We start from the raw sequence: 26,221 nt of genomic DNA, 5'->3' as shown, positions 1-26,221 counted from the left end.
ACACTCCTTAAATTGGTAACGGATAATCATCTTCTGGCCGGAAGATGCCCCCCAGGGTCCCGCCGTCTTTTCCATCAGAAGAAAACCCATATTCGCTTGTTTCTATGGTGCTGGCTGATGATGAAAAACAGAATGTGCCGTTTAAATCCACATAGGCAACTCGAACCCCCGCAGCCACCGTTTTTTGAACGATGTTCGAAAATTGCGTTTCGCTCATTCCCACCTTACTTAATGCTTCGATCGGCGCCTTTTTCACAATGATTGCAGCTGGTTCATCCTGATTGTTCTCTTTGCTGCTTACAATGTTTATTTCACTCGGCTTGCAGTTCAATGTTTTCGCCAGCGCTTCAATAATCCGGTTTGTTGTCCCGTCTGAGGCATTCCGGGCTACCTTTCCACGAATGAGCACGCGGTATATTTCATCAGTGGACCGGCCCCGATCCTGGGCAACGTTATCCCCGAGAAGGTCCAGCGATTTCCCGCGCGCTGCGTCAATATCCCGCCATTGTTCCGCCGTTGTCAGTGAATTTTTTAATGCTGTCAATTGTTCATCGACAATTAAAAAAAGCTTCCCGATATTGCTCTTTTCGTCTTTCAAGAACGCATCAGTTAGCTTTCCTATTAAATCTTTGATCATATCAGATTCACCACTATTTCAGAGAAGTGAACTTGCGCAACTTCTCTCGGTTCAATTGTAATATTTGACTGACCGAGAGAAGCCGCATCCTTCCCGATTTGTATAGTCACATCTGAAACCCCATTCACCTGATATACAGCGTTAAAAAGTTGCGACAGAATAACGTCGTCACCCATCTGTGAGCCGGTAAAAGATGAACCATTTTCATCAATCCCGCCAATTTTATATACGAGATTATTTTTGATCTGACTCACGCCGTCAACAGGGAATAAAGCGTTTGTTTTTAAATCAAGCTGCACATAAATTTTCACTTCTTTTGCAAAATCAAATTTGACATCGTGATCCAAACCACTTGCATCTGTAATGACAACCGATTGTTCTCCGACTGTTTCAATACCGGCCGCCACGCTGTCAAACAGAGCTTGCGCCACGTCTACTTTTGTTCCCCCGAGGACATAGGCATGAATGCTTTTCGGTGGATTGCCGTCCGCATCCGTTTGCATGGTATTATTCGCCACTATATTCGCTGAACGAACGCCCGAAACGGCAAGCAATGCCGAAATGATGCCGCTATTCGTAGAAGCAGAACTGCCTTCAACTGATTTTTTAATTCGCGCCCGAAATTCCGGATCAGATTCCTCGTCAGTGCCGCCTGCAGCTGCTTCCGGATTATTCACTGAATAAACTCCCTCTAACGTCTCAGCCTGTTCAGTAATGGTATTGGCCGCGACATTGTTAATAATCCCTTTAGACAGCGATACAGCCGCCCCTGTGCCCGTTCCATCATCCCCGATTACAACATCTTCGATTAGTTCAAAATAAATACCGGATGCCGTTGTATATTGGGTTTGTTCTTCTATGACGAATCCGGGTTCCCCGGTAAAAAACAGAGTTGTGACCGCCTCAGCCGCCGGCTCCCGGCTTATACCGAAATTACTTCCCAACCTGTCCAACTGAACACCCTCCGACTTACTGACAAAGCCGCTATTATAAACCCGCTCTGCAATGTCCCAAATTCCCGCTAAAAACCAAGCAAAAATACGTAGGATAATGCCTAATGGCGTTTTGCTTGACGTGTTTATATCTTCGCCAAACAGCTCCTTCGCTTTGTCCTCCATGCCGTCAAGAAGCTCCGAATAGGTCTGCCGTTGGAATCCTGTTTCATTAAGCAAGATCAACACCCCCAAGCTCGATTGTTTGATCATCCTCTTTCTTCATTTTCAAGTGGACAGATAGATTTCGTGTCTCTTTATCATGAGAAAACTCAACTGATTCAACGCTAGCAATTCGCTCATCTTGTGTTACAGCATTAATAATGTCGTATTGCGCCTCTTCTTGGTCAAAGCCTTTCCCGAGAATGTTACTCCGATCCAAGCCGAAATGTTCATCCAGAGTAAATTCCCCTAACCGTGTTTTTAATGTTAATTCGACTGATTGAGCAATTTCCTCGTTCCCCTCGACCATCTGAAGAGTGCCGTTTTCAAAACATAGATCACCGTCTACAAGCTTGAGCGTTTTCATCCTTCCCACACTCCTATGACCACCGGATCATTGATACTGTGCGTTCGTCGAGAATCAGGATCAAACGTTTTGTTTCCATCCAAGTTATCAAGGGATCTTTCAGCGAATGAAACAAAGACCGAGGAACCAACCTTTATATCAGGCTCAACATGCTTTAAAACTGGTGCATGTTCGATCAACGGGTATTCATGAAGGTATTCACCATCATTCATAAGAAACAACAATTGCAGATCAGCAGTATGCTTTTCCGCATTGTATTTCACAACCCGAGCCGGGGCCAGTGTATGGATAGATAGTTTGATCCTTTTCTCAAAAGCATCGAAAAACCTCGTCGCTTTACTCATTACATCACCTTGCATTCTGTGAAAAAGTCTCTTCCATCAAACGAATGGGTGCCTTCTTTCACTCGATATTTTCCTTTTGCTGTTTTGCTGTTGATTTCAATAATTGAAGCAACAGCAATACGGTGCTGAAGAAGACACTTCGCCTTATAACCTTTGAAATTATCTTCCTCAACCTGCTCAGGTGTCTCAATTAGCCCGGTGGCCTCTTCTAATTTGAAACGCTCATCATCGCCCTGATTAAGTGGGCGAATAACCGGTTTCCCTCGTCGATAGTACATAACGGCTCCGGCATCATGTATGACTTCTTCTAAATTATTTTCTATTAAGCCAGTCACCCGGTAACCCTTTTTGTACACCTTATTTTTCGGCAGGATAATGTTTTTCACTTTAATTCCGAGAACGCGCAGCAGTTTATCTACAATTTGCCTCGATGTGGTTCCGGCTTTAAAAGTAATCTTCATGTATCGTTTGCGATACCTAACCTCTTCCCGCGTCCCGTAATTCCTGACAGTCTTGTACGTTCGGCCGTTTTTGTCTTTCCTAACAGTAACAACTGGTTTTGCAAGCTTATATCTTTTTTTGACATAATATTTCTCAGCAGGATCAGCATTGGCAGTTGTCACTTTCATATGGGTATAATCGTCGCCGTCTTTTGAATAGATCGACGTCACCTTGTCCAACCCGCTCCAGTTATTCAGAACCTTTGTCACTTTGCCAATCGTTAAAACGCCGTAGTCGTCTCGATAACCGGCCTGAACCGTTATCGTGCTGCCTTTTTTTATCTTGTTGATTGAATCTTTGCTAAGATTGTAAATCTCAACTTTTGTTTCATTGGGTTTGAAATCATCATCGAAGGGCACTTCAAAATGAATTTCTAAATCCTTGTAATCAAATGTTATCTGCGAACTGCCGTTATCAATGGTTATCTTGACGACCCGGCCAAACAGTTTTTTATTCGTCGTCGCCAATGTCATCCCCCTCCGATCCGTCAGCTACATCATCAATATAAAGAAACACGGTTTCCATGAAATTCTTATATGTAACCCGTGTTTCTGAATTTGATTCATCTAAAGGGATAAGGGCGGGAGCCGGCAGATTTTCATTTACAATGTCATCCCACAAAGGAACATTGAGTATAAGCTTCTCGCCCAGAACGATAGGCGTCATATCTTGCTCGTATAAATCCAGTGAAAAACTATCATCGGATTGATTGTAATTTATACGCAGAATAAACGTGTCATCCGCTAAATCAAATTCGAACTGCTGCGGAATATCCTCTTTATCAAAAGGAATATAGTCCCTCGTAGCCATTTCCCGTACCCTCCCTATTTAATCCGCATCTTTACCCCGATAGGTATTCTTCTGTCAGGCCATGGATTGAGCCGCCTCAATGCGCTGACAGTAGTTCCGTATTTGCGGGCGCAGCCCCAATACGTATCACCCTTTTTCACCTTGTGATAAATCTTGCTGGATTTTTTTGTGGTTTTTTTCTTATTGGCCTTTTTCTTTTTTCCGGCTGTTTTCACTTTCTTCTTAACCCACGGGCTTTTTGCAATGCGGATTTCTTGTAAAGAGATTGTTATCGCAAACCCGTTTGAAAATTCCCCTGTATCGCGGTCGATTTTCGTAATGATCACGTCTTTTGCGACCTTTCGCCCGGTATAGGTTAGGAGATTGCCGGCATATGCTTGCTTTTTTAAATATTCATAGTCGCTATTTGCCGTCTTCCCAAGTAAATAACCGGAAACACTTGTGGTTTCCGGTTTTCTCTGCACATGGTCGGTAATCGGCACGCCTTTTTCAACGGGATAAGATGTGACTTCCACATCCGCCCCGTCTGATTCTTTTTCGTTAACAAGATTGACCTTCCCAAGCTTCGCCAATTAATAAACCCCCTCCGCTTGAAAAAGAGCCGCCAGGCTGTCGTAAGAGTCTTCCAGTGATTGGGTGATAGCCTTTGAAATATCAGTTTCAACTTTTGCACTTCCGCCCTCAACTTTCACATTGATAGACGGGCTGAATGTAATATTTACAGACGTTCCACCGCTGCTGCTTGCTGCTTTTTCTGGTGTATATCCAGTTTCAGCCCCAAGCTCTTTGCCGAGCGCAGCATACATTCCCAGTGATTGATTACGGTAACGCGGTTCAGTCGTGATGACATATTCCCGCCAACCGTTTTCCCCGAGTGCCGCAACCTGCGGGCTATTGATTACGCCGCCTGTTGCATATCCTCTGTACGGCCCGCCGTGCGACATTGACACCAGGCCGGGATGTTTCATGATGCCGCCGTATCTGCTGTTCAGATAGTTAATAGACGCTAGAATTTGATCAACCGGATTTTTAATATTTCCGTGTCCTGGTTCTTTATGGGCGTTAAAGGTGCTTGGGATGAACTGCATTAACCCCTGTGACGGGTGGCCGGCTTTCGCATTGGAATCCCAATTGTTAACAACATTGGGGTTTCCGCCTGATTCTTTCATTGCGATTGTTTCGAGTGCCCCTGCGTATTCAGGGCCTAAATGCTTAATTGACAGCGCCTGAGCTACCCACTTTTTAACGGCTTTCGAACCGCCGCCTGAAAAGCTGGCAGAGTAACTGGACATTTTGCCTTTGACAAAACCTACAGCCTTATTTTTGACAAAGTTAAAAGCCCCTTTTGCGAGATCACCGAACGAGCCAGCCATAGAAGGTGCAGAGACACCCATTTTTTCTAACACTTTTGTTAAAAGCTTAGAGGGGTGCCCGATGTAATCAAAAACATCAACAGCAACATCTTTCACTTTGCCAGCAACGGATTTCACACCATTCCATGCATTTGTGAATATATTTCCTTCTGTGCCTTTCGCGTATGCTGGAACTCCCGCTAATGCAGCCCTTGTCTGTTTTGCAGATAAGACCGCAGTGCCTTTTGGAAGGTTCATCAGTGTATCTGTTGCAGGGCTGAGCCCTACTTGTCCTGAAGGTGTCCGATACATTTCAGGGCCAGCGTTTGCCCCTTTACCGTCTCCCAGTATCGCCGGACCTCCTGGGTGTCCTCCGGTTCCGTGTGCATATTTAGGTACTTCCCATTTTGGGATATGCTTATCTTTCAAACCGATCTTATCGAGTACCCAGTTTACTCCGCCGATTACACCATTTACGCCTTTTCCGAGTGCGCCGGAAAGTTTGTTCGCTAAGCTAGTCACACCAGATACAGCCTTGTGAGCCATGTTCTTAATTCCATCACCGATTCTGCCCGGTAATTTCTTGGCCCCGTCAACTAAATCGTTGAAACGATCCATGACTTTCTTTCGCAGATCATATGCCAATAACGCGACTTTATTTTTTATATAAAGCCATCTGTCAGTGATTGCTGCACCCATATTGCTTACAAGCTTTTTCACCATTCCGACTGCACTAGAGAAGATTTGCTTCACTCCGTCCCACATCATGCGGAAATTCCCAGTGAATAAGCCTTTGAAAACCTTCACTATTCCCATAATAATGCCGATTGCACCCTGTATGATCGCAATGATATTTTTTAGTGCAACTTGAATTATCGAGAGCACAACCGGAAAAACAGCAGTCACGATATTTAGGATGAAATGGATCGCCGGAATTACAACCGTAGTAATGATGTTTGCCAAGGCTTGCAGTAGAGAAACTACAATAGGCAGCACCATCTGAATGATCTGCACAATTTGCGGGAAGACCTGCTGGACCACCTGAATTAAAATTGGTAAAGCCGCCTGCGCAAGCTGCAAAATAATATTTGCTGCTAAAGTAAGAAGCTGGGCGACAACCGGGAGGACCGCCAGAATGACCTGCCCTATGATCGGAAACACCTGTTGCACCGCCGTTAAAATCAACGGCAGAATTTGCATGGCAATTTGTCCGATCGTTGATCCGAGTAATTGAATTAGTTGAACCACAATCGGCAGAGCCTGCTGGATGATATTCATAATCAAAGGAAAGACCATCTGAATTGTCTGAACCAGGATAGGCAGAACAGTCTGGATTATCGTAACGATAACCCCTGAAAAACTGCTGACTAATTGAATGATGATAGGTAAGACCGCATTTATCACGCTGAGAATGACCGGAAAAACAGTCTGAAACCCTTGAACAAGTAACGGCAAAATTGAACTGACAATCTGTAATACACTCGTCATTAATTGCCCTGATACCTGCATCCATGCAGTTAATAGCTGCTGGATCAATGGAATCAATTGTGGGCCGATCGTTGAAAGTGTTTGTGAAACGGCTGCGGCTAAAAGAACAAGATGTCCCGCAAGCTGAATGAACGTCTGTTGCATTTGACCAGCTAATTGCTGAAATTGCGGTGTCAGTTGTGCTACCAGTTGACTGAAAACCTGCTGTACTGTCGTGATAATCGGCTGAATGGCCGTGAATACCGTTGTCAGCACAGACTGAACAGCCGCCCACGCCGAATGAATTGCACTGCTGACCGCTTGGTTTGCATCTTTCAAACGATACAAATACCCTACAAAACTGAGGATCGCCCCAATTGCTATTCCTATCGGTCCGGATACTCCGAAGAAAGAAAGGCCAATCGACGCAATTATAGGCGCAATTATTGACACAATCCCTTGAAAACTTGATAAACCAATCTTGAGTTGATTCATGAAGCCTTTAATAAAACTGTTCAACCCTTCGGTTAATCCCTTTCCGAAAAAGTCGGTTACTCGTTTTCCTGCATTCTGAACAAATGAGGAAACAGTATCAACTGCCGTTTTGTATGCAGCCTCAATCCCTGCGACTAAATGAGGGTGTGACTCGCCCAACCGATCCCATAATTTTAAGGATTCGGCTTGCATCTTATGAATTGCGGATACAGCAACCTTTTGTGAATCCTCAAATCCTTTCATAAATGCAGGTTTAAGCCCCTGCACCTCTTTAATCATGGTATGGAAGGCACTGACTACCGCAGTTTTTCCGGTATCCGCAAAGCGCTTCATGGCATCCGTCGCCGGTTTGAATCGCTCTTGAAGCTTGTCAAAATTCTTGTAAAGCATATAAATGCCTGTTACAAGCAAGACAATTGAGCCGGCAACTACATAGACTGTTCCGGACATGGCAGCAAGCCCCGTTACTACCGGGCCAATGAACATCCAAAAGCTGCTCAAAGCCCCCAGAAACCCATTAAGTAACCCCACTCCTATTGCCAATGGCGATAAAAGCAGGGTTAAAACAGGGATGAGCAATAAAAATCCTTGGATCATTTTCGCCAGCACCGGATGAGCTTTGTTGAACTGAATAATCATTTTTCCGATCGCGGTAACGCCTTTATAAATTGACATCGCAACGGTTCCGAATACTTCAAGGGCTGGCTGAATGGCTTTTAAAAGAGTGCTGCACATTTGTTCCCAAGCCTTTGAATAACCGGGAACGGTCTGTGTGGCCGCCTTGTGCAACCCTTGAAATAAGAAAAAGTTTGTGAAAGCCGCGCCAAGCGCTACCATCTGAAAACGCATATACCCCTGTGTTATCATACCCGTCATATCTTGAAGCTGTTTCATATTTGCGGTAGGCCCGAGCATCTTCAAGGCCAAGTGTGCCGCAGTTCCCTGCTTCGCCATGTTTTCAAGGGTATTTGAGACGGCAAGCCCCGCTTTGTTGACTTGGTATAACGGGTTTGCCATCCTGTCATAATTGGCAGCGATCTTTTCCGATTGTGTTGACATTGCCATAATCGTTCCGATGGATTGCAACATGCTCATGCGCATCATCTTATTATTCTTGATCATGTTGTCAGTAACCGCTTTATGCTCACGGCCTAGCCTGTACACTTCATCCATAAACTGTTCATTTGTCCCGGTCCAGTTGTCCATTTCTTGGCCTAACTGAAAGAAGCCGTATCTTGCCCGTATAAGCTCGTTACGGAAACCGTTCATTCCGTATCTTTCCTCATACCAAGCCCGGCGCATTTCATTGACCATTTGAATAGTATCTGCTTCAAGTCCGCGTGTTGAGCCGCGCAAAAAGTCCATTTCCCGCCCATAATAACGCATACCCCTGTAATCAGGTGCAGGCATGGCCTCCATGCTTTGTGATGATCCTCCGTTAACCCGGCGCATATCCACATTATGCAAATTGTTTCGCAGCCTATCAACTTGATCATTTGCATTGTTCAATGATGATTGGTCAACGTCGATGCTCACGCGTGACGGTATATTTTGCACTAATCTGTTCGTTTGTTGAATGGTCCGGTTTAGACTTTCCACATGAGACGTCATAAGGTCAAATGCGGGGCCGAGATTCTCAATTGTCCGCGCAGCAGATTGTAAAGAAGAACTGTCCAGAATCATACTCATGTTCCTGAATCTTCGCTGCTCCCTGTGCATATTGGACATTTGCGTTCGCATTTGAGAAAAATGGCCGGCCGCATTATCTGTATGATCAACAAGTCTATCAATCTGGCGGTTTGCTCGTTCAAGAGGGGAGGTGTCAACGTTTAATTCCACATCAATATGCGTGCTCCGCAAAGCATCTGTCAACGTTTAACCCCCCTTATTTCTTTTTGTTTCGTTTGTTTTCTTCGGCCAGGTGAATGTCCAAAGCCGCATTGGCTTCGAGTAACGTATCAAGGTCCATAGCTGAAACCTCTGTGAAAGAAAACTTCTCAGACATCACAAGCCGATACATAGGCCAGTTGTCACTCGCCTTCTTTTTGTAGAACTGTTTCGGCTTCATTTTCGGCGCTAAGAAAGGTCTGAACCTCTTTCATCAGCTCAAGGAAACCAGGTTTTTCATCAAAATAGCCATAGCTTACTTTTGGTTCAACAACTACTTCTTTCATGTACAGTTCATACAGTTTCGCAGACGAAAACATTCCTGTATTGATATTGATAGCCTCATCGTTAAATTCAATTGAACGACGCGTTCCTGGGTGTTGAAGAGTGTACTCAGTTCCTTGGATTGTTACTTTCTTTTGTTTACCGAATTTTGACATAGGTTTTCCCTCCGATTGTTTGGTTTGCATATATTGAAAAGCAGCCCGAGTGAACTGCTTTTTTGCATTTGATTTTTTTCTTTTCGACATGATTAAAACCTTACTGCTCTAAAACTGTATAATCGAAAACTTGAATTTCAAATTCACGATCTCCGATTTCGTCACTGAATTCAGCATCAGCAGGCTTTTTTACCATAGCTTCAGTGCCGCCGATTTTCTCTTGTCCGCCAGTTACCCAGATGGGAAATTTTTTGGACGTGTTCGCCAATCCATTTAAATAAGGCACAAACGGCGAACCCATGGACAGAGTAAGCGTAATTGTACCTAGCGGATTGTTTTTTGTTGCAACACTCACATCACCTTTAGCGCTGACTTTTGTTGAAAACTTTTCTTCGTCTTTTGCACACGAAACCATGGTACCCTCTGAATAACCAGTAACAATTTTTCCGTCGATATTCGTGTTGACCTCGTTCGCATCATAAACATAAGCAGCCATTGACTATTCTCCCCCTTTAGATTGAAATTTCGCCTGTAATGGAGGCGGAATGAACCGCGCCGGCTAATTCGAACGTGAAAGAAAGGCCGTCATACACGCGATTTTTTCTGTTCTCGTCTGATACTTCAGAGCGTTTTTTTGTGCTGATGGTGTAAACGGGCAAGCCGTCTTCATCAGAAGCGACAATCCCATTTGAAAAGGCTTTTTGAAGTACATTCGTAACCTGAACGCTCAACAATGAAAAACCGGCATTCGAGAACGGGATTTTACCGTTATTTGAGAATGCCGATTGAATGGATGTTTCAATATTTAATTTCACCCAGTCCTTGCCGTGCAGGACGTCAATGTACTCACCTGATGCAGTAATTCCCTCTGACGTCTCGCTGTGGCCTGCTTTGGTCACATAAGCGATAGCTCCCTCTTTGTGGAGCTTTTGCAGCTCGTCCGCCTTCAGGTCTTGCGGGGTGACTCCCACAATGTTTTTGAACTTCCAAGTAACTGAACCCACTGTCAGGGAGCCTACGGCACCAACCAGTCCGGCGTCTGGATGCTCGCTTGTTATCGGGTGATAAAAAACGATTGTCCGGTCCTTCCCGGTATAGGAAGTGACTTCTTCCCGATCTGTTACTTGCAGAACGAGGAATTTGTATGATTTTTCTTCCATCGCCTTTGCTGCTTCCAGCTTCTCGTCTGCCGTCGCATCAGCAAGAATGAGGAAGTGCCAATCATTATCAAAATACTCGTCAAAAGCATTCCGAATCGTAAATGTGGCAGCCGCTCCCGCTCCGTCGCTCTCCCCGTTCTCCGGGTTACCTCCGTAAGTACCGATGGCTACTTTTGATGGAGCATTGTCGCCCTGTGCATAAATAGCAGCAGCCTTTTTATATGCGGGTGTTCCTTCTGGATAATCCGCTTTGACAGCTTCTATTGAGCCGTATTCTTTATAAGTGTTGTGTCCGGCAACCTTCGCAAGAATTAGGGGTGTTCCTAACCCTTTAAGATTCGACGGCTTCACCAGGTCAATTTTGACCGTTACATCACTAAGTGGCATGTGTTTAACCTCCTATGGTTTCTATTTGTGCGGAATCAAAAAACTCCGCTTGTGTCTCTCCATAAGCCGCTCGCGTTCTAAGACGCATATCAAAGCCGTGACGGCGTTCTGTGTCTATCGTGATAAATGTATCCCGATTCCCGAAACCGTCGTTTCTCACCCACGCCATGCCGTTGTCATGAAGCGTCTGGCGCGCGTCAGCAGTTTTGAAGTAAGAAGCTGTTTCTTGAGCAAGAGAAATGACTTCAATGTGACTGTTTGAAATCCATGTAAAAGAAAAAACCAGCTCAATGTCTTCCGTTAACACTCCTTGTTCCTCAACACCCCTGTGTTGCGGCAAATACGGAGAAGTAACGGTATACGTGCAAAAAGGGTATTCAGGCTGTTTACCTGTCCCGTTTGCTTCGATAACGACATGGCCGGTTTTCTCTTTAATCATTCTGAGAACCGTTCTGATTATGCTGTTGTAATCCATCTGAATTGCTCACCGCCTTTAAGATATAGGAATTGAAATCGGCGTATGTCCCGTATGGCGTCATTGCTTCCACCAAAAAGGTTACTCCATCAAAAAACACTTGAGCTTTGAAAGGGATTTTCCTCTGGAAGTACAGTTGCCTGTCCATCTGTGTAAGCCGTCCGCCGGATTGATAAATTAATTGCCCCTGCAATGGGACAATAGCGCCTTTTTCTTCCGATTCCACCGGCTTGCCCTCTACCCATTTTCCGAGATCGTCATAAAACCCCGCAGACGCCGGGAGCAACAATGTAAAATCAACGCTGTATTTCTCAATCAGATCACCGAACTGAAAGTGATTTTTCATTAGCTTTCAACCTCGTAATCCATAGAACCGATCATTTCCCCGGTATCTACTAACGGATTTGAAGAGCCTTTTTCCTCCGTTGTAAAAGGATGATTGGCAGGACTCCGCAAGTCTCTTGCATAAGTCTGCAGCCGGCCCTTTGCCAGTAATCCGACCGCGTTCATGATGTCATTAATAGAATCGCCGTTCTCTATGGCTCTATTGACCAGTTCCTCTACCTTTTGTACAATCTCAGCTTCATTTTCATCCCAGCCAGCCCGTAAGAATGACCGTTCAGGGATATTAATAAATTGTGTATCCTTCTTGAGATAAAGACCTTTGGCAGCAAGATATTTCCGCATGCGATCAGTTACAGCAATACGGCAGCCGAATTCATGAACAGCCGCGATCATTTGGCGGTCGCCGTCCAGAACACCGACTTTCATTTTCCCTTTTGGCTCAAGGTTCCTCAGTAATTCCGGTATACGGTTTGTATCCCGCACCCGGATATTTCGGCGCCCCATCTGCTCACCTCAATGGTTTAAAACGAATTTTTTTGTATGGCCGGAAAAGGTCAAACGCGGATTTATACCTTACGTCATCCGCCGTGTATGTCTTGCTCATTCCGCCAATTGATTCAGCCTGGACGCCTTTCGGGCTATCCCGGTCTATTTCAATCATGAGGGCAATTCCTTTCTTTACAGGACCTGGTAATGATTCAACCCCGTCTGGTCCGACAAAAGAGTTATTACACTCCTCCTTAACGAAAGAAATTGCGTCTTCAAGGTCAATTTGTAGCTTTGCATCCTGCGAGGCGTCATCCTCGGGGATTCCCAACCGTATTTTTAATTCTGACAGGTCCATTTCTCTCAGTCCTTTCAAAGCACGGGTTCATATGTCGCGAAGCACCTGCAATTTATATCATTTGAGGGATCTCCGCTTTGTCCCGGTGCCGGCGCCCTCACAGACTTGCCGTTTTTATCTTGACCGAGATCAAACAGCTCATTTACAAACCTGGCCTGGCCTTCTAAATGAACATGATCCGCGTTTCTTCCCTCACGAACCCGCTCGTCACCCATGTTGTGCCATATCTTTTTCATGGCAATACCATTGGAATCAGCTTTCGTAGCTGCGTCCAGTGTCGCTTTCTCCCGCACTCGATGCATTTCTGTTCTGGCAATGCGCTGCGCACGGCTATAACTGATACCCACATCAGCTTGCAGCTCCTTCGCTACCTGAACAAAGCGTTTCCGCTCAATAAAGCCGCGTTCAATCGTATGAGTGATCTTCTGAACTGTCTTTTTACGGTCGGTTTCGATAGCTTTGAGCATATTTTTGCTTGTGATAGTCTGCGAGATTGATGCGGGCGCCGCCCATGTGACAGGCAATTTTCCTTTCGATGAACGGGACAATTTAAAGCCGACGGCCGATAGGATACCAAGCATTAGCCAGTTATACGATGACTCGTAGGTTTCATTCAGAAAATCAAGAACAGCCGTTTTAACCTTTGCAGAAAGGGCAGTAATCAATGATGCTATATCCTTCTTAATCTGAGAAAGATCATTACTCCGATTCGCGTCAGCAAGGCTGATTTCGCGCCCTTTATCAAGCTTGACAAACAGGGCAGTCAACTTGGAAAGTATTTTTTCGGAAGTACCACGAAAAAGCCGCTTCAGCTTCCGTAAAAACTCCTGCATCTTACGGGTTAACGGCTTCAAAAGCTCTTTTTCAGTTTGTTCTTTATCCACCGCTATCCCTCCTATTCGTCAGATGCTTTTTCACCAGCGTCAGCAGATTCTTGATTCTCTTCATCTGTTGTTTTGTCCGCTGCCTTTTTGCTGTTTTTTTCAGCTTTTTTAATGGGCGACTGTACTTTTTTGTATCTGTCCTCTTTCAAAAGCTTATTACCGTGTTCATCCTCAACAAACCAAGTTGAACCGGTATCAGTATTTTGAATCCACATAAAAAAGCCCCTCCTATTGTGGACGGGCTGCGCTTAATACCGCGAGCGCTTCCGGTCTTGTTACTTTGGCGCCGTACAAGTGAAGCCCTTTTACTGCATCAGCAAAACGTTTCTCAGGGCGATAAGCCTCGACTTGGGTTGCTTGGTCTGCATAAGACCAAGCCATTCCGTGACCGGCGATAATCTTATGATTTTCTGTGCCGCCCTCTGGTTTAGAAAGTGGAGCATTGTTTGATTTTAATACCGTGAATCCGGCAGCTTGTCCGATAACACCATTTAAAAGGCGTTGTTCTGAAGACATGTTTCCAGCTTTCACGAAGCGATCATCTTTTAGCATTAATCCTTCATACCAAGGTGTTACAACTACCCATCGCCCCTGTTCCGGCACGTCTGCTTCATCCAATTTCACTGAAAGATCAACCAGATATTCGTATGCGTCGTTTTTTGTTGGTGAAACAACTTTTGTATCGCTGCCGATCGTATGAGCTGCATCCACATAATGAGAAGCAATATATGAATCAGCAGTATTTTTCAGAGCGTATGCTGCCTCTTGCATAGCCGCATCCATCAACTTTGGATTTTGTTGAATTTTATCAACATCATCAATCTGAAAGTTGAAATATTTTGATTGGTCAATGAGAAGCTTGCGGCTTGTAGAATCAAGTGTTTGCGCGTTATCCATGTCTTGATTTTTAGTGTAGTCGCCCACACTAACGCGCCCCATATTGTTGATTGTCACAGAGTCACCAGCAGCAGTGATTTCTCCCTCGTAATCTCTGTTAATGACTCCCGTTTGACCATAAACCAATGTTCTTTGTAAATTGCTCAGCAGTCTTGCACTCCATAATACCGGAATAAAATTGTCTAATGCCATGTGTTTTTATCCTCCTATTGATTCTTGTAAAGAGCTTGGATGCGATCCCAGTTTTGATTGACTTCCTCGGGACTCATCTTTTTAATGTCTTCTTCTGTTAATGGGGCTGATGCTCCGCCTGATGGTGTCGGCGTGCTGCCGTTCTTTTTGAAATGATCGTTTACGATGCTTTGTTCAAAAGTCTTGAAGGCTTCGGCCAAGGTATTCAAATTTTGTTCTGTGGTCGTATCGTCCTGACCGATAAAAAAGTCAACAAGATTAGTAGGCAAACCCTTTTCCGTTGCAATTGAAAGGGCCGTATTTCTCAACGACTCCCGCGTTTTCTCTTGCTCAAGGTTCTGGAATTTTTCCTGCAACTCACGTAATTGCTTTTGTTCCTCTGTTTCAGGAGGAAACCGCTTTGAAATCTCTTCCTCAAGTTTCTTCGGCAACGTATTTTTCTCATACGTCTTGATCGCCTCTGTCACCCTTGCATCAGATGTTGATTGAAGCAGCTTCTTTCCCTCGTCATTTGTTTCTAGGAAAGCCCGTACTGCATCCAGCGAGAGTTCTCCGCCGCTCGGCTGCGGTGCCGGATCGGTACCGGTTCCACCTGCTGGATGGGCTCCCGGTGTTGGATCAGCCGCTCCCCCAGGTTCGGAAAAATGCTGAAGGTTAATGCGCAGTGGTAGCCTTTCTTTTTTCATGAAATTCATTGACGGACTGACTGACTTATCCGTGTTTAATCGTTTCATTTCTGTGTGTCCTCCTTGCCCTTATCAGTTGCCGAAGCCCCTAACAAGTTCAAAAGTATTTCGGTTGCTCTTTAACGCCTACAACGCGAAAAAAAGGCATAAAAAAAAGCCATTCAAAAGAGTAGCTTGCTGCTCAATTAGTCAGAAACGTTATCCTTCTTCCTGTTTAGAAACAGAGACTTTTTCACTTCAGCATATATTTCTTCAGATTCAAGCAGCAGGTTTTCGTTTTCCAGCATTCTCAACAAAGAATTAATTCTAAACTCTTCATTCAGACTGTTGTTTTTTTCTTTCGTCCTTTTGAAAAGCTTCCTCATCCTCATTCGCCTCCTGTTCCTCGTCTTCATCCTGATTATCATCAATGGTGTAAGCATCTGCTTCCGCTCTCATTCTTTCAATCTCAAAACGCACATCATCAATGAACGATAGTAGAGCAAGCCGCGTTTCTTCGCTTACCAGCCCTTTGAGTTCCGCGGATGCTTGAGCCTCTTCGAGAATGTTCGCAGGAAGATTCCGCTTGAATTGAAACCATAGTTTCAGATACGCGTCTTTACCGGCCAGTATCCTTTTGGACCATGCCGAACAGAGTATCTTATACTGATAACGGAATGCCGCTGTCATTTTGCGTTCCATGGTAATTGCCTTGTGTTCCAACGCCATAAGCTTATACCGCATGGCAACGCCTGTAATAGTGCCCCCGAAAGAGCCGTCAGAAAAATTGACTGTCTTCGCAAAACGTAAAATATTTTCTTCCAAACGGTTCAAGTGATTTTCGATCATGGCGTCGTTTATTTCCTTGGTTAAAAATTTCACGTCTCCGTTATCGTCGAAGACTTCAAACACACCATTCTTTTTTAGCTTTTCCATATCCTCATCATCGAGTGAAGCACCTTTGACAATCAAGTATGCAAGCCGGAACTGTTCGATTTCGTTCGATGCGTCAGACAAAGTTCTGTCGTATGCATCAATTAAAGAAATGACTTTTTCAGTGTCGCCTTTCATTTCTTTATTGTTCGGAACACCAAACAACGGGCATCCATTGAAAAGATGCGGCTTCGTCTCAATAAGATCGTACTTCGCTTTATCAGACGACTTAAACGAATAAATGAACGTTTCATCGTAGAAATCAGCCCGATATGACTCGACTTTTTTGCCGCTCACCCACTCAAACACTGAATAATACCGCAAAGCATATGTGGGCTCTGTTATATCGTCTAAAGCGAGAATAATGCATTCCCACGGATCAACATTTCGCAGGCATTCGTTTCCGTCTTCATTAACAAACAGCAGGCGGGCGCCGTAACCACAGATGGAAGCCATTTTCCCGAGTTCGGAATCGGCGTCCTCAATGTTATTTCTCGTATTGAAGGTACTCACTTGGTCTTTCAATTGCTTATCTTCAGTTTCATAAGAAATGGGATGTCCAAACATATAGCCTGTCTTAGTATCAATGATTTCAGAGTCAAATGAGTTGTTCAGCTTATTGTTTACCTTGTCATCAATACGCTGCACCTTATCAGTTCCCGCGCTGCCATAATCAATGATGGACCGTGTTAATATGGGAACGCCTGCCGGATCAGCCTTATATCTTGCATATAGCTTCATCAATTTTTCACGAACAGGGACGTGTTCATTAATCATCATCTTGATAATGTCACCGTTGATTCCACTCTGGCGAATTAGATTTATATATTCCTTCATTGGTCACTCCCCCTTTCTGTGTTTCGGCTTGTTGTGGGTATATAGAGCGTACCGGAGAGCATCCAGTACGTCGTCCCATTCCTTCACAGGGTCGCCGGTCTTGGGATTCCATACATACATGAAAATTTCTTTTTTGAAGCGCTCAACCTTGTCTTTCACGATGAATAATTCATTCCGCTTAAACAGACGGGCTACTTCTTCAATACCGGATACGATCGCCTTATCAGCGTTCAGGGCTCGCAACTTCTCCCGCCTGAAGCGCTGCACATGCTCTGGCCGCGCAGAATCGCAGTAAAAATTAATATTGCCGTACCGCTCCTTTACGCCTTTCGCTACTTTCACCCAGTAGTCAATTTCCTCATGCTGCTTGGCATGTTCTTCGAGCAAATAAAAACACCCTTGGTCATCTTGCCCGATTACGACAATAGAACCCGGGTGCTCATATCCCCAGTCAACGCCAGCGAAATACTTCTTGAAGTTGACGCGCCTGTTCTCCAATTCCTCAGAACTGATATAGTGAATGTCCTTATTGAAGTCCCGGTAAATGACTCCTTCAGACGCCACCCAATAACCCTTTATATCTCGATCGGTAAACATGCCGCTGGGCGTCGATGCCACGATACTCTCCACATATTCCGGATCGAGAAAATTGTTATCGAACAGCGAGAAATGAAATGACCGGATGTTCAGCCGGCCGCTCTTCAACTTTTGCCCGTCTTTGTCGATATAATCGGTTTTGACGGTGTGCATCGGGTTTTCGGGGTTTGTATCCATCATGACCACAGCGCCTTTGTAAGAGCACCGGGAAATGACTTCTTTTACAAATGAATCATGCAGGGCGGTCGCCTCATTCAGAAACGCGCCGGCTGACGTGAACCCCCGCGCCTTTTTCCATGAATTTGCGTTTGCTCCATCAAAGCAATATACCTGATTACCGAATATCTCAACGGCGCTGGACTTATTGAGTTTCAATTCCTTGCCGAGAATCTGTTCTAAATCATTCAGAACGTTCCGCCTGATAGTTCCCAGGTTCGCCCCGCCAATAACAAAATTCAAACCCATGTTTTGATACTTGCTGACGTGAGCAAGAAACGCCAAAAGGAGCACGAATGTTTTTCCTGCCCTCTTTGCGCCGCTACAAATTAAAATTTTGGGCTGCTCTTTTATGAAGCTGTCCCAAACTTCCTTTTGCTTTTTATTCAGTTCCATCGGCATCCACCATTTTTCTCAACATTGTAGCAATCTCATTTTCTTTGGTGTTTTCGTCGCCGCCGTTAATAGCCTTCTTGGTCTTCTCGATATTCAAGCGCATTTGTTCCAATTTAAGGCGCCGCTCATCTTGCTCATGCGCCAGCTGGTCAAATTGCTTGATCAAGCTCCGGAGCTCCCCCATTGCCCGAGATTGAGCGTTAAGGAATGCCGCCTGCTTATCCCATGCGAATTGTATATCGTGCTGCAACTCTTCCACAAAGTGAGCTTTTGAAAGACTGCCGTCCTCATTTATGCTGAGGTCACCTTTTATTTTTGAGACAATTTTCGTAGTGTCATTTTTATCCTGCACAAACATAATGCGCTGCGCCCGAATAATAGCCGCATATTGTATCTGAATCTGATCCCATATCATATCAGCAGGGGAACGCTCCTGAATCTCTTCCATGATTTCAAGCGTTTCTTCCGGCAGATACTTTGAGAAGAATCCATGCGAAACCGCGTTTTGATTTCTTGCCGGAGCCGCCCCGCCGCTATTTCCTAATGCATTTTTGTTGCCGGGTTGCCCGCCTATTTTTGTGTGCACACTTTTTTCAGGGGGTGCACCCTTTTTTCTTTCCCAACCATGCCGCTGCTTCCACGATTTGATGGTGTTCACTGACACCCCGTATTTTTCGGCAAGGTCCTTGTATTTCATGCCTTTGACGTAATCCTTATACGCCTGAATGTGCTTTTCAGCCATCTACATTCACCGCCGCCCCCTTCTGATTCGTGTTTGTTTTGGAAAATATATTCCCTCTAAACCGACGCCGCACTCAGACCGTTAACCGCCAATAGTTTTTCTGAGATTTACCGGAATCGGTTTACAGAGAACATAAAAAAGCACCCCTCAGGATGCTTTTGCATTTGATATGATTTATATTGAATAGAGTTCATCGTGTCTTTTTTCTAGTTATGTGTAACATCTTTAAAGACAATATCATATTTCTGTGATTCATAAAGATTTTTAAATGTAATTTCAATAATTTCTAATCCGTCTTTTATAATTTTACGTTTTGGGTTATTTAACTTATGAACCGTTTGATTCCCTAATTTCCTTATTATATGAAGAATTTGTATTTGTCTTTTTGTTAACAACCCTTTCTCTTCAAGTCCATTAATTTTACCATCTAGACTTTTACTTCTAACTTCTTGTCCCTGATTATTTAACTTTTTTGAATTTGTTTTTTCATCAATTACATACCCCTCAGTTATTGAAAGATCATTGCAAATACCTTCTATAATCATTCTAAGCCCAGCAGCTGCAAGAAGGTATTGCTTCAAGTCATAATTTACTATGACTTGCTTATATAATGTTTCAAGTAATTGAGGTAGGTAATTAAATTTAACTTTCTTATATTGATTGGCTTTATTATATATTGGTTCAGGTGGGTATACTTTAATATCCTCTAAATTAATTTCTTCAACTTCGCCTAGATCATTACGTATGGTAAAATGCATTGAAACATCATCATATTCATTTATAAAACATGGTGTTCTACAACCCATGCAAGTTGCAATAATATACCTTTCCCACCAATAATGACCGTAACTCTCCTCTACTTCATCTTGCTCAATACTATATTCCTTAATAATCTTGTGATATGTCTTGTTCTCACATCTTCTGCAATAAACCATTTTTTCAAATTCTTTATTTTCAGCCATTATATTATCACCCCCTCCTTATTATCGGTTAAGGAGTAGGAGAAAGGAATCATTCGCAGAATTTGTCGAACAAAAACCTGAAAAAGAAAAAGTATCCTCAAGAAACTTTCGTTATTTTATCCAATCTCTAACCTCTTTTATTGTCCTATATGTCTTAGACCATGTTCCATTCTCTTCTAAATAGTTTTCGCCTTTCTCCGTCAGTTCGGGTCCTAATTTATATAGATGAGGTCTATTACTTGAATAATGAACCCCAATTATATAGCCTTCTCGTTTTAAGAAGTTCACAGCATTATCAAATTGTTCTTCGGTAACACCAAAATCGTTTTCTGCCAAAGGCGTGTTTCCTTTTGAAATTTCCTTTAATATGGCATACCTTAATTTATCCTTATTCATATTTTCTCCTTTCAGTCTTTAGATCTGTCTTTCACTTTTCTCTCTTTGACTTGTTCAAATATTTTCATAATAGAAATTGCTTGATTTCTATGTTTTCTTTCTACTGCAATTATCCAAACAATAGCAGCAATTGTACCAGCAGCAAAAGCTAAAGCTCCCCAATGTTTTTCATAAAAATTAAAGAACATGGTGAGATATGCTGCAAATAAAGGGATAAAGGCTGGAACATATTTTGAATGATCATGGATAACATCTATATGAGAAAATCTCGATATTGCAAACTCTAAACATTCAATATCCAAAGCATAAATTAGGGATTGGAATTTTTGATATTCTTCCTTCTTATGACCAATTCGAGTTTTTTCAAAAAAGAAAGAGAGTAACTCCTTCTTGGGATAAGTATAAATAACATTCTCCAGTTCTTCTAAGTCCTTTTTATTCTTCTTTTTATTATCTTTCTTTTTATTCTTATTCATTTTACAAATCACTCCCATTTTTAATATCGGGAATGAATTGATATGATTAACATTTTGCAAAATTTGTCGAACGAAAGTATCTTTCATAAATAGGTGGCAACCGTAAGACGAAAAAACACCCTTTTGACAGGGTGCACTCAACGTTTCTTTTTGTAACCTTCAATATCTTTTCTCAAAAATAGGCGATCTCTGTTTGTAGTTTTAATTGGAATCAATGTCTTGTAATCCACCAGCTGCTTGAGGTTCTGCCGGCTGCATCCGATTATTTCAATAGCTTCAGATGTCGTTATGACTTCTTTATCCATAAAATCTCTCAGCTCGTCTATACTCTCAAAAATAAACTTAGCCATTTCGAAGGTTTCTCCATTTTAGAGTTACATTAATTATAGTCAATACCAACCAGATCAATGCCAAAATCATAGTAATAATATCGATAGTGCTGAGATGACCATAATCAAAATTAGTGAACAATATCACAAAAAGAATAAAGAATAAGATTGTTGAACCATCGATTAATTTTTTCATATTCGCTCATTTCCTTCTATGTTTTTGAAAATCCAAAATATCCTCTTTCAGAAAAAGCCTGTCCCGGGGCATTTCTTTCATCGGCTCTAATTCCCCGCTTTTAACTAACTGGTTTAGGTATTGACGAGTGAAGCCCAACATTTCAATTGCTTCGCTTGTATTAACGGTTTCCTCATTTAAGAACCGTTTAATTGCATCGCGTTCTTTAAGATTGTACATAATATCATCCTCTTTGAATCCCCTAATTTGTAACAATAAACAATACCATTATACCTATAACAATAGTAGTCTTTAAAGGGTTTTTCACAAACTTTTCTTATATTTCAATAAATAAACAACCTATTCATGCTAAACAGAATAGGCTGTGATCTGCTCTATTTTTCATTTTCAGGCGGGAACGTTCGATGTTCTTCTGCACGGTTCCTTTTTTAATCCCCAATAACTGCGCTATCTCTTCGAATGACATGTTTTGCACAGCATGCATCATGAAAATGTCTTTTTCTCTTTCGGTAAGCACGGATAGGGCATCAGCGATTCTTTCCTTATCCCAATCACTTACCTCTCCCTCAGCCTCTTGAACGATTGCGTATTCTTCCGGGAGCGCATCAATTAAGCGCGGATCAGCAAGAATCGTCCTTTGATATGCATCTCTTCTGTCAGCACCTCGGCGGGCGCCCGGCTGTCTTCCGTTCTGCAGCCATTCGAGAGTGAATTCAATATCGCTGATCATGCTACTGATAATCTTTTTGTCGTTAATCTGTTCAGCCGTCAGACTGACTTCAGCCGTATCTTTGTAGAGCCGGTACATTTTTCTTGTTTCTCTTAATGCTCGTTTGTATTCAATGATTAAATCCTGCATTCTGATTCCTCCCCCTTATTTGCGCTTAAATGCGCCGTCCTTGCCTCGTTTAAGTGTTTGCATGTTCGTGTTCATCATTTGTTGCCAGAAACGATCTGAGCGCTCCTGCGTGTTATTATTGGGCTTTTTCTTTTCTTGCTTCATGTCATCCCTCCGCTCAAATAAAAAACGGACACCAATCAGAGCACAGTGATTCTGTGCAATGATCAGTGTCCGCAGGCTTTCCGTCTTGGACTTATTTTTTGTTACTACATTCGCTAATACATACGTCAAGTATTTCCTCAATTATAAGGTTTCTTTTTTTATTTGTTACTGAATCAGATATCAAAAACATAAGAACACTTAAGAAAAACAAGACTATAGTTAAAATGTTTGCCACGGTTAGAAACGTTGGATTAATCTCAGCGAAGTCTTTGGGCTTTAGGAATACAAATAATTGTCTATTGTTTATCACAAATAATAACAAAGGTCCTGAAATTATTGCCACTAAAGAGCGAAAAAGCACCTCAATAATATTTCCTGAGCTTTTTGTCTTGAAGTATGCCTTTAATAATTTTAGTTTAATTATATCGAGTTTTGCATAAATCAATAATTTTTTATAAATTGTCTCTAAATTTTCTAACAAGTCCTTAACAGGAACCTCCGATAAATCATGAATAAACTCTTTGTCTGTGAAATTCGGAGAATCTAACCAAAGGTACAAATTATCTCTTTTTACTTTTTGCGGCCTTATTAAAAAACAATATATTAAAAACCAAATAATTAGGTAAGCACCTATTACTATTATGTAATAAATAACTTCATATGCTTTCAAATGCCAAGATATAATTGCTATAATCGTAAGTACTGCTAAAACACAAAGAAATTTTATGAATGTAATTGATATTGATTTTAGGTCTTTTAATATTTCATTCGTCATTGTCTTGGCATCCCTCTGGTTTCAGTTTGCCACTATAATTTAGCGGCTTTAAACACATTTTATGAACCGGGTCCCTAACCTCTTTTATGATTTTTATTAGCTTAGGATTCCCCACGTTCTCAACCAATGTTAAAACATATTCTTTTCCCTTTTCTTCAGCAACAACTCTTTCACGTTCAGATAAATAAAACTGATAAGCATTGTTTTTAAACTTGGTACCTTTTACCTCAATAAACTTGTCAGAGCCATCTGGAAAATAAGATTTTATATCATATCCATGACCGTCTTCCCTATTAGAGATCCAATCAACTTTTTGAGCCAATTCATTTCTGCCTTCTTTGATTAAATAATCTTTTTCTTTATGAAAGACAAACTCTTCTGCTGCCTTTCCAGTTAATTCATTAGCAATCTCTTTTTCTTTGCGAAGCAACCTGTACTTTTCAACATTTATTACTTTTCTTCTAATCGTTTTTTTCTTTATTAAATTCTCTTGTTCAGTTTCGCCATTATTTTCTTCTAAATAATGTTCATAGACATAATCATAGAAGAGGTCATTTAATATGAATAAATCGTTAAGCAATTGCTCTTCATCAAACGTAAATAGATTAAATTTCTTGTTGATGAGGGCGCTGGCAGCATACTTTTTTGGCCTGTCGGACGTACCCAAATAAAATTCATCCGTATTAAATCCTAGTAACTTTTCATTTGATTGAATCTGTCTAGCAAAGAATTGTTTACCTGCTTTAGCTTGCTCCCTAATTTCAGTTAAGTTAAAGTTTTCAGTGCCAGTTGCTATACTTAAATAAAAATTGTCTCCGCTTTCTGAAAACAATAAAACAATATAAATACCAACTTGAGTCGATACTCTTTTTCCTTTGGTAGTCAATCGATTATCAAGAAAAGCAATCCAGAATGAATCAGAAATCCTCCCAGTACCTGTGGAAGCTTTGATGCTTATATAATCTCGATTCTTGAACTGCTTTTCTTTTAATACCTTCTCAAATGCTACAGGAATTTCGTTACGAAACAGTTTAAAAAAATCATGTTGTTTATTATCAACTTTGTAATTTTTATATTCATTAAAACCTTTCCAAAAACGGTTTACATCAAATAGGCTAGGTGTAGTTCGCATCATAACAAAATCTCCTTTAACCAGAATTCAACGAGCCTATCATACCATATATTTCTAAACTATTTTATAATTTCCTTTCCAAATTTTCATTTCTTTCCGTCCTTATCTTCATTTTTAAGCAAAACAGCCTATTCATTCCTGCTTCTCTCTAAATTTATCAATATCATTAAAATAAGCCGCTGCCGTGAATGCAATGATTGCTCCTATTAACGTGATGTTTGCTTTCATGTCCGGCCTGTATTCGTACTGAAAATAAAACCAGAATCCTAACCCCATTAGCATAAAAATTATTCTCAGCGCCATTGAATCCCCCTATTTAATATATAGTTTTCACTGAACTGGCCGAGCCGCCGAAAGGCTCGATGTACATTATGTTGTGTTCGGCGTATGTCCTTTGCCGCCGAATAAGATTAAAGGTGAGCGTACCATCCCTTAACCCCCGATCAAATTCGGCAGCACAGCAACAGCGAAGAAGAAAAGCCCCACGCATGCCCCGACCAGCCAGATATTTGTTTTATCCCGTTTAGCGATAATGGTATCGCCGATCATTTTCAGATCGTCAGACCGAGCGACCAGCGTCGGGATGTAGTCCGGGTGAACCTTTAAAAGCTCGGCCGCCTGCTCGACGGTCATTGCTTCGTCCTTCGTAGCCTTCACGTTCCGCTGAAGTTCTACTTGTAATGGCATCATTTTTGTTCCCCCTTAAATGACTGAAGCTGATACTGAAACTGTCTGCTCAACGCTTATCGTCGCTGCTTTTCTGTGAAATGTCTCACCATCTATAACAATTGATGTTTTCCTTGCTTTCTTGTATAACGACGGATATTTTTCAACAGATGAAGCAGGAACAAGCCCCCATACTATCCATTCATCCATTGAGTTCTCAATATCCTCGGCCTCGTAATAATTCCCCTCCGAAAATTCCTGTTCTAACCATTCGTCTAGTTCCAAGGAATTTTCAAATATATAGGCTTCGTCACATTCGTCTTCATGAAAGACAAAGAAATATTCGAAAAAAGCGCCAGTACCATTTGACTTAACAAAATCAACAAATTCCCGCCAGTTACTTTTCAAACCACCTTGATCAACATGTTTCACTTTCATTCCGCATCATTCTCCAATCCCCAGATTTTATCTTCCAAATCGCTATTTGCAGATTCGAAATCTCTTGTTATCTGTTCCAGTTCTTCAATTTCCGATCTTAATTTTTTGTTCTCCGCCTTTAGCCGTCGAATTTCTTCCTCGTCATGCCTAGATTTCTTTCTGAGCCGCTGGACTTCGTCGAACAAATTTTTGTTAATTTGTTCTTGTGATAATCCGCTCATTCCGCATCACCCTCCCATGCAGCAGGAAACTGACCGTTTAAGGCCTTCCTTACCACTCCGAAAGGGTCGTCCTCTTCATCGGTGAATGTAGCAAGCAACCTTCTGAAATTGTCATTCTCGTATTTAAGCCGCTTAATCTCTTCTTGAGCCTGCCGAAACTGAATGACCGTGACTTCCTGTTGCCGCTGATGCTCCCGATTCATAGCCTGCTGCATGATTAACTCTTCCGCGAGCTTTTCGGCTGCTGCTTCTAAAGAAATTGGCTCCGGTGCACTGGCCGCCGTTTTCGAAAGGGTGCAAATGTAAGAGCCGGTATATAAAACCTCACCTTTTGACAAATTGATTTTGAATTCTTTCATGCCCGTTCCTCCCCCGCAGGGGAAACCCCTGCTATTTGAATTTATGGCCGATCTCGTAATCACAACGAGCCAGGCCGCCTTTTACTGTTTGAATGATTGTTTTACCGTGTTCCGGGGCGTCCATTAGATGAGCAGTCCCTTCGGTGCCATCTAAAACGATGATGCGGACTTTCCCCGGCTCGATGCTTTGCTGAATAGTTGTTTCATGATTTTTTATTTCTGTTGGCTTGTTCACTCTGGCCGC

At 42.4% G+C, this 26,221-nt stretch carries 37 protein-coding genes; all 37 read right to left on the bottom strand.

The genetic code is table 11. The annotated features are described in order from the left end of the window. Positions 1 to 7: 7 nt before the first annotated feature. Positions 8 to 637, bottom strand: coding sequence for a hypothetical protein (locus tag NYE36_RS06340; RefSeq protein WP_327997737.1), 630 nt, complete (start codon positions 635 to 637; stop codon positions 8 to 10). After that, on the bottom strand, positions 634 to 1,818 hold the full coding sequence (locus tag NYE36_RS06335) for a baseplate J/gp47 family protein (RefSeq protein ID WP_327997742.1): 1,185 nt from the start codon (positions 1,816 to 1,818) through the stop codon (positions 634 to 636). The genes NYE36_RS06340 and NYE36_RS06335 overlap by 4 nt, the downstream gene beginning before the upstream one ends. After that, entirely contained in the window at positions 1,802 to 2,158 is a 357-nt protein-coding gene (locus NYE36_RS06330; protein ID WP_073982177.1) for a DUF2634 domain-containing protein, read from the bottom strand. Before NYE36_RS06330 ends, NYE36_RS06335 begins: the two co-directional genes overlap by 17 nt. Next, positions 2,155 to 2,502: a Gp138 family membrane-puncturing spike protein gene (locus tag NYE36_RS06325; protein WP_016938720.1), complete on the bottom strand. Its 348-nt coding sequence runs from the start codon at positions 2,500 to 2,502 to the stop codon at positions 2,155 to 2,157. Before NYE36_RS06325 ends, NYE36_RS06330 begins: the two co-directional genes overlap by 4 nt. Further along, positions 2,502 to 3,476 (bottom strand): hypothetical protein, encoded by a 975-nt coding sequence (locus NYE36_RS06320; RefSeq protein ID WP_250539901.1) that lies wholly within the window; start codon positions 3,474 to 3,476, stop codon positions 2,502 to 2,504. Before NYE36_RS06320 ends, NYE36_RS06325 begins: the two co-directional genes overlap by 1 nt. Beyond that, positions 3,454 to 3,813, bottom strand: coding sequence for a hypothetical protein (locus NYE36_RS06315; protein WP_014470549.1), 360 nt, complete (start codon positions 3,811 to 3,813; stop codon positions 3,454 to 3,456). The genes NYE36_RS06320 and NYE36_RS06315 overlap by 23 nt, the downstream gene beginning before the upstream one ends. Positions 3,814 to 3,827: 14 nt before the next feature. Continuing rightward, positions 3,828 to 4,385, bottom strand: a complete 558-nt coding sequence (locus NYE36_RS06310) for a LysM domain-containing protein (RefSeq protein ID WP_129003887.1) — start codon at positions 4,383 to 4,385, stop codon at positions 3,828 to 3,830. Beyond that, complete coding sequence (locus tag NYE36_RS06305) at positions 4,386 to 8,999, bottom strand: transglycosylase SLT domain-containing protein (RefSeq protein WP_327997736.1); 4,614 nt, start codon at positions 8,997 to 8,999, stop codon at positions 4,386 to 4,388. Between the two features lie 158 nt (positions 9,000 to 9,157). After that, positions 9,158 to 9,454 (bottom strand): hypothetical protein, encoded by a 297-nt coding sequence (locus NYE36_RS06300; RefSeq protein ID WP_042635088.1) that lies wholly within the window; start codon positions 9,452 to 9,454, stop codon positions 9,158 to 9,160. Between the two features lie 100 nt (positions 9,455 to 9,554). Beyond that, a complete protein-coding gene (locus tag NYE36_RS06295; protein WP_327997735.1) occupies positions 9,555 to 9,950 on the bottom strand; it encodes a DUF3277 domain-containing protein in 396 nt (131 codons plus the stop codon). Positions 9,951 to 9,966: 16 nt separating this feature from the next. Further along, positions 9,967 to 11,001, bottom strand: coding sequence for a DUF3383 family protein (locus NYE36_RS06290; RefSeq protein WP_014470554.1), 1,035 nt, complete (start codon positions 10,999 to 11,001; stop codon positions 9,967 to 9,969). Positions 11,002 to 11,005: 4 nt separating this feature from the next. Then, complete coding sequence (locus NYE36_RS06285; RefSeq protein WP_042635086.1) at positions 11,006 to 11,476, bottom strand: hypothetical protein; 471 nt, start codon at positions 11,474 to 11,476, stop codon at positions 11,006 to 11,008. After that, on the bottom strand, positions 11,433 to 11,822 hold the full coding sequence (locus NYE36_RS06280; protein ID WP_327997734.1) for a hypothetical protein: 390 nt from the start codon (positions 11,820 to 11,822) through the stop codon (positions 11,433 to 11,435). Before NYE36_RS06280 ends, NYE36_RS06285 begins: the two co-directional genes overlap by 44 nt. Then, positions 11,822 to 12,325, bottom strand: coding sequence for a hypothetical protein (locus tag NYE36_RS06275; protein WP_327997733.1), 504 nt, complete (start codon positions 12,323 to 12,325; stop codon positions 11,822 to 11,824). Before NYE36_RS06275 ends, NYE36_RS06280 begins: the two co-directional genes overlap by 1 nt. 4 nt (positions 12,326 to 12,329) lie before the next feature. After that, a complete protein-coding gene (locus tag NYE36_RS06270) occupies positions 12,330 to 12,665 on the bottom strand; it encodes a phage head-tail connector protein (protein ID WP_327997732.1) in 336 nt (111 codons plus the stop codon). A 14-nt stretch (positions 12,666 to 12,679) separates the two neighbouring features. Beyond that, positions 12,680 to 13,549 (bottom strand): phage minor head protein, encoded by an 870-nt coding sequence (locus tag NYE36_RS06265; protein ID WP_327997731.1) that lies wholly within the window; start codon positions 13,547 to 13,549, stop codon positions 12,680 to 12,682. Positions 13,550 to 13,560: 11 nt separating this feature from the next. Beyond that, positions 13,561 to 13,764 carry a hypothetical protein gene (locus NYE36_RS06260; protein ID WP_014470560.1) on the bottom strand — a complete coding sequence of 68 codons (204 nt, stop codon included), beginning with the start codon at positions 13,762 to 13,764 and terminating at the stop codon, positions 13,561 to 13,563. A gap of 13 nt (positions 13,765 to 13,777) precedes the next feature. Next, complete coding sequence (locus tag NYE36_RS06255) at positions 13,778 to 14,638, bottom strand: phage capsid protein (RefSeq protein ID WP_014470561.1); 861 nt, start codon at positions 14,636 to 14,638, stop codon at positions 13,778 to 13,780. Positions 14,639 to 14,652: 14 nt separating this feature from the next. After that, positions 14,653 to 15,372 (bottom strand): DUF4355 domain-containing protein, encoded by a 720-nt coding sequence (locus NYE36_RS06250; protein WP_327997730.1) that lies wholly within the window; start codon positions 15,370 to 15,372, stop codon positions 14,653 to 14,655. A gap of 267 nt (positions 15,373 to 15,639) precedes the next feature. Then, a complete protein-coding gene (locus tag NYE36_RS06245; protein ID WP_327997729.1) occupies positions 15,640 to 17,073 on the bottom strand; it encodes a phage portal protein in 1,434 nt (477 codons plus the stop codon). Positions 17,074 to 17,076: 3 nt separating this feature from the next. Beyond that, a complete protein-coding gene (locus tag NYE36_RS06240) occupies positions 17,077 to 18,282 on the bottom strand; it encodes a PBSX family phage terminase large subunit (RefSeq protein WP_327997728.1) in 1,206 nt (401 codons plus the stop codon). Next, positions 18,269 to 19,024 carry a phage terminase small subunit gene (terS, locus tag NYE36_RS06235; RefSeq protein ID WP_327997727.1) on the bottom strand — a complete coding sequence of 252 codons (756 nt, stop codon included), beginning with the start codon at positions 19,022 to 19,024 and terminating at the stop codon, positions 18,269 to 18,271. The genes NYE36_RS06240 and terS overlap by 14 nt, the downstream gene beginning before the upstream one ends. A gap of 206 nt (positions 19,025 to 19,230) precedes the next feature. Then, positions 19,231 to 19,986, bottom strand: a complete 756-nt coding sequence (locus NYE36_RS06230; protein ID WP_327997726.1) for a DUF4145 domain-containing protein — start codon at positions 19,984 to 19,986, stop codon at positions 19,231 to 19,233. A gap of 111 nt (positions 19,987 to 20,097) precedes the next feature. Further along, positions 20,098 to 20,382 carry a YjcQ family protein gene (locus NYE36_RS06225; protein WP_327997725.1) on the bottom strand — a complete coding sequence of 95 codons (285 nt, stop codon included), beginning with the start codon at positions 20,380 to 20,382 and terminating at the stop codon, positions 20,098 to 20,100. Between the two features lie 11 nt (positions 20,383 to 20,393). Next, positions 20,394 to 20,858: a hypothetical protein gene (locus tag NYE36_RS06220; protein ID WP_327997724.1), complete on the bottom strand. Its 465-nt coding sequence runs from the start codon at positions 20,856 to 20,858 to the stop codon at positions 20,394 to 20,396. Between the two features lie 137 nt (positions 20,859 to 20,995). Beyond that, on the bottom strand, positions 20,996 to 21,208 hold the full coding sequence (locus tag NYE36_RS06215) for a DNA-binding protein (protein ID WP_327997723.1): 213 nt from the start codon (positions 21,206 to 21,208) through the stop codon (positions 20,996 to 20,998). 181 nt (positions 21,209 to 21,389) lie between these two features. Further along, positions 21,390 to 21,602, bottom strand: a complete 213-nt coding sequence (locus tag NYE36_RS06210; protein WP_327997722.1) for a helix-turn-helix domain-containing protein — start codon at positions 21,600 to 21,602, stop codon at positions 21,390 to 21,392. Between the two features lie 124 nt (positions 21,603 to 21,726). Beyond that, positions 21,727 to 22,242 (bottom strand): sigma-70 family RNA polymerase sigma factor, encoded by a 516-nt coding sequence (locus tag NYE36_RS06205; protein WP_327997721.1) that lies wholly within the window; start codon positions 22,240 to 22,242, stop codon positions 21,727 to 21,729. 15 nt (positions 22,243 to 22,257) lie between these two features. Continuing rightward, complete coding sequence (locus tag NYE36_RS06200; protein ID WP_327997720.1) at positions 22,258 to 22,386, bottom strand: hypothetical protein; 129 nt, start codon at positions 22,384 to 22,386, stop codon at positions 22,258 to 22,260. Between the two features lie 91 nt (positions 22,387 to 22,477). Further along, positions 22,478 to 23,161 carry a hypothetical protein gene (locus tag NYE36_RS06195; protein WP_007408603.1) on the bottom strand — a complete coding sequence of 228 codons (684 nt, stop codon included), beginning with the start codon at positions 23,159 to 23,161 and terminating at the stop codon, positions 22,478 to 22,480. Beyond that, complete coding sequence (locus NYE36_RS06190; RefSeq protein ID WP_327997719.1) at positions 23,151 to 24,296, bottom strand: DUF3578 domain-containing protein; 1,146 nt, start codon at positions 24,294 to 24,296, stop codon at positions 23,151 to 23,153. The genes NYE36_RS06195 and NYE36_RS06190 overlap by 11 nt, the downstream gene beginning before the upstream one ends. A gap of 129 nt (positions 24,297 to 24,425) precedes the next feature. Next, positions 24,426 to 24,596, bottom strand: coding sequence for a hypothetical protein (locus NYE36_RS06185; RefSeq protein ID WP_007408605.1), 171 nt, complete (start codon positions 24,594 to 24,596; stop codon positions 24,426 to 24,428). Positions 24,597 to 24,725: 129 nt separating this feature from the next. Further along, positions 24,726 to 24,983, bottom strand: coding sequence for a hypothetical protein (locus tag NYE36_RS06180; RefSeq protein WP_150941133.1), 258 nt, complete (start codon positions 24,981 to 24,983; stop codon positions 24,726 to 24,728). 12 nt (positions 24,984 to 24,995) lie between these two features. After that, entirely contained in the window at positions 24,996 to 25,397 is a 402-nt protein-coding gene (locus NYE36_RS06175) for a hypothetical protein (RefSeq protein ID WP_047936195.1), read from the bottom strand. Beyond that, complete coding sequence (locus NYE36_RS06170; protein ID WP_327997718.1) at positions 25,394 to 25,618, bottom strand: hypothetical protein; 225 nt, start codon at positions 25,616 to 25,618, stop codon at positions 25,394 to 25,396. The genes NYE36_RS06175 and NYE36_RS06170 overlap by 4 nt, the downstream gene beginning before the upstream one ends. Continuing rightward, positions 25,615 to 25,977: a hypothetical protein gene (locus NYE36_RS06165; protein ID WP_327997717.1), complete on the bottom strand. Its 363-nt coding sequence runs from the start codon at positions 25,975 to 25,977 to the stop codon at positions 25,615 to 25,617. The genes NYE36_RS06170 and NYE36_RS06165 overlap by 4 nt, the downstream gene beginning before the upstream one ends. 31 nt (positions 25,978 to 26,008) lie before the next feature. Next, positions 26,009 to 26,212, bottom strand: a complete 204-nt coding sequence (locus tag NYE36_RS06160; RefSeq protein ID WP_252616890.1) for an XtrA/YqaO family protein — start codon at positions 26,210 to 26,212, stop codon at positions 26,009 to 26,011. Positions 26,213 to 26,221: the final 9 nt, after the last annotated feature.

This window comes from Bacillus sp. FSL R5-0593 (assembly GCF_038603755.1).
Lineage (GTDB): Bacteria > Bacillota > Bacilli > Bacillales > Bacillaceae > Bacillus > Bacillus velezensis.
This window is presented reverse-complemented; position numbering and strand designations above follow the sequence as displayed.

What these genes read in the sequence shown, in the direction of transcription:
- NYE36_RS06165 (WP_327997717.1), bottom strand. Translation starts at nt 25,977, where the DNA reads ATGAAAGAATTCAAAATCAATTTGTCAAAAGGTGAGGTTTTATATACC.
- NYE36_RS06215 (WP_327997723.1), bottom strand. Translation starts at nt 21,208, where the DNA reads ATGGCTAAGTTTATTTTTGAGAGTATAGACGAGCTGAGAGATTTTATG.
- NYE36_RS06320 (WP_250539901.1), bottom strand. Translation starts at nt 3,476, where the DNA reads ATGACATTGGCGACGACGAATAAAAAACTGTTTGGCCGGGTCGTCAAG.
- NYE36_RS06275 (WP_327997733.1), bottom strand. Translation starts at nt 12,325, where the DNA reads ATGGGGCGCCGAAATATCCGGGTGCGGGATACAAACCGTATACCGGAA.
- NYE36_RS06260 (WP_014470560.1), bottom strand. Translation starts at nt 13,764, where the DNA reads ATGTGGATTCAAAATACTGATACCGGTTCAACTTGGTTTGTTGAGGAT.
- NYE36_RS06205 (WP_327997721.1), bottom strand. Translation starts at nt 22,242, where the DNA reads ATGCAGGATTTAATCATTGAATACAAACGAGCATTAAGAGAAACAAGA.
- NYE36_RS06225 (WP_327997725.1), bottom strand. Translation starts at nt 20,382, where the DNA reads ATGAATAAGGATAAATTAAGGTATGCCATATTAAAGGAAATTTCAAAA.
- NYE36_RS06175 (WP_047936195.1), bottom strand. Translation starts at nt 25,397, where the DNA reads ATGAAAGTGAAACATGTTGATCAAGGTGGTTTGAAAAGTAACTGGCGG.
- terS (WP_327997727.1), bottom strand. Translation starts at nt 19,024, where the DNA reads ATGGCTGAAAAGCACATTCAGGCGTATAAGGATTACGTCAAAGGCATG.
- NYE36_RS06190 (WP_327997719.1), bottom strand. Translation starts at nt 24,296, where the DNA reads ATGATGCGAACTACACCTAGCCTATTTGATGTAAACCGTTTTTGGAAA.
- NYE36_RS06285 (WP_042635086.1), bottom strand. Translation starts at nt 11,476, where the DNA reads ATGGATTACAACAGCATAATCAGAACGGTTCTCAGAATGATTAAAGAG.
- NYE36_RS06240 (WP_327997728.1), bottom strand. Translation starts at nt 18,282, where the DNA reads ATGGAACTGAATAAAAAGCAAAAGGAAGTTTGGGACAGCTTCATAAAA.
- NYE36_RS06280 (WP_327997734.1), bottom strand. Translation starts at nt 11,822, where the DNA reads ATGAAAAATCACTTTCAGTTCGGTGATCTGATTGAGAAATACAGCGTT.
- NYE36_RS06220 (WP_327997724.1), bottom strand. Translation starts at nt 20,858, where the DNA reads ATGAATAAGAATAAAAAGAAAGATAATAAAAAGAAGAATAAAAAGGAC.
- NYE36_RS06200 (WP_327997720.1), bottom strand. Translation starts at nt 22,386, where the DNA reads ATGAAGCAAGAAAAGAAAAAGCCCAATAATAACACGCAGGAGCGCTCA.
- NYE36_RS06170 (WP_327997718.1), bottom strand. Translation starts at nt 25,618, where the DNA reads ATGAGCGGATTATCACAAGAACAAATTAACAAAAATTTGTTCGACGAA.
- NYE36_RS06210 (WP_327997722.1), bottom strand. Translation starts at nt 21,602, where the DNA reads ATGTACAATCTTAAAGAACGCGATGCAATTAAACGGTTCTTAAATGAG.
- NYE36_RS06270 (WP_327997732.1), bottom strand. Translation starts at nt 12,665, where the DNA reads ATGGACCTGTCAGAATTAAAAATACGGTTGGGAATCCCCGAGGATGAC.
- NYE36_RS06250 (WP_327997730.1), bottom strand. Translation starts at nt 15,372, where the DNA reads ATGAAACGATTAAACACGGATAAGTCAGTCAGTCCGTCAATGAATTTC.
- NYE36_RS06230 (WP_327997726.1), bottom strand. Translation starts at nt 19,986, where the DNA reads ATGGCTGAAAATAAAGAATTTGAAAAAATGGTTTATTGCAGAAGATGT.
- NYE36_RS06315 (WP_014470549.1), bottom strand. Translation starts at nt 3,813, where the DNA reads ATGGCTACGAGGGACTATATTCCTTTTGATAAAGAGGATATTCCGCAG.
- NYE36_RS06300 (WP_042635088.1), bottom strand. Translation starts at nt 9,454, where the DNA reads ATGTCAAAATTCGGTAAACAAAAGAAAGTAACAATCCAAGGAACTGAG.
- NYE36_RS06185 (WP_007408605.1), bottom strand. Translation starts at nt 24,596, where the DNA reads ATGGCGCTGAGAATAATTTTTATGCTAATGGGGTTAGGATTCTGGTTT.
- NYE36_RS06340 (WP_327997737.1), bottom strand. Translation starts at nt 637, where the DNA reads ATGATCAAAGATTTAATAGGAAAGCTAACTGATGCGTTCTTGAAAGAC.
- NYE36_RS06245 (WP_327997729.1), bottom strand. Translation starts at nt 17,073, where the DNA reads ATGAAGGAATATATAAATCTAATTCGCCAGAGTGGAATCAACGGTGAC.
- NYE36_RS06290 (WP_014470554.1), bottom strand. Translation starts at nt 11,001, where the DNA reads ATGCCACTTAGTGATGTAACGGTCAAAATTGACCTGGTGAAGCCGTCG.
- NYE36_RS06325 (WP_016938720.1), bottom strand. Translation starts at nt 2,502, where the DNA reads ATGAGTAAAGCGACGAGGTTTTTCGATGCTTTTGAGAAAAGGATCAAA.
- NYE36_RS06180 (WP_150941133.1), bottom strand. Translation starts at nt 24,983, where the DNA reads ATGATGCCATTACAAGTAGAACTTCAGCGGAACGTGAAGGCTACGAAG.
- NYE36_RS06195 (WP_007408603.1), bottom strand. Translation starts at nt 23,161, where the DNA reads ATGACGAATGAAATATTAAAAGACCTAAAATCAATATCAATTACATTC.
- NYE36_RS06255 (WP_014470561.1), bottom strand. Translation starts at nt 14,638, where the DNA reads ATGGCATTAGACAATTTTATTCCGGTATTATGGAGTGCAAGACTGCTG.
- NYE36_RS06295 (WP_327997735.1), bottom strand. Translation starts at nt 9,950, where the DNA reads ATGGCTGCTTATGTTTATGATGCGAACGAGGTCAACACGAATATCGAC.
- NYE36_RS06330 (WP_073982177.1), bottom strand. Translation starts at nt 2,158, where the DNA reads ATGAAAACGCTCAAGCTTGTAGACGGTGATCTATGTTTTGAAAACGGC.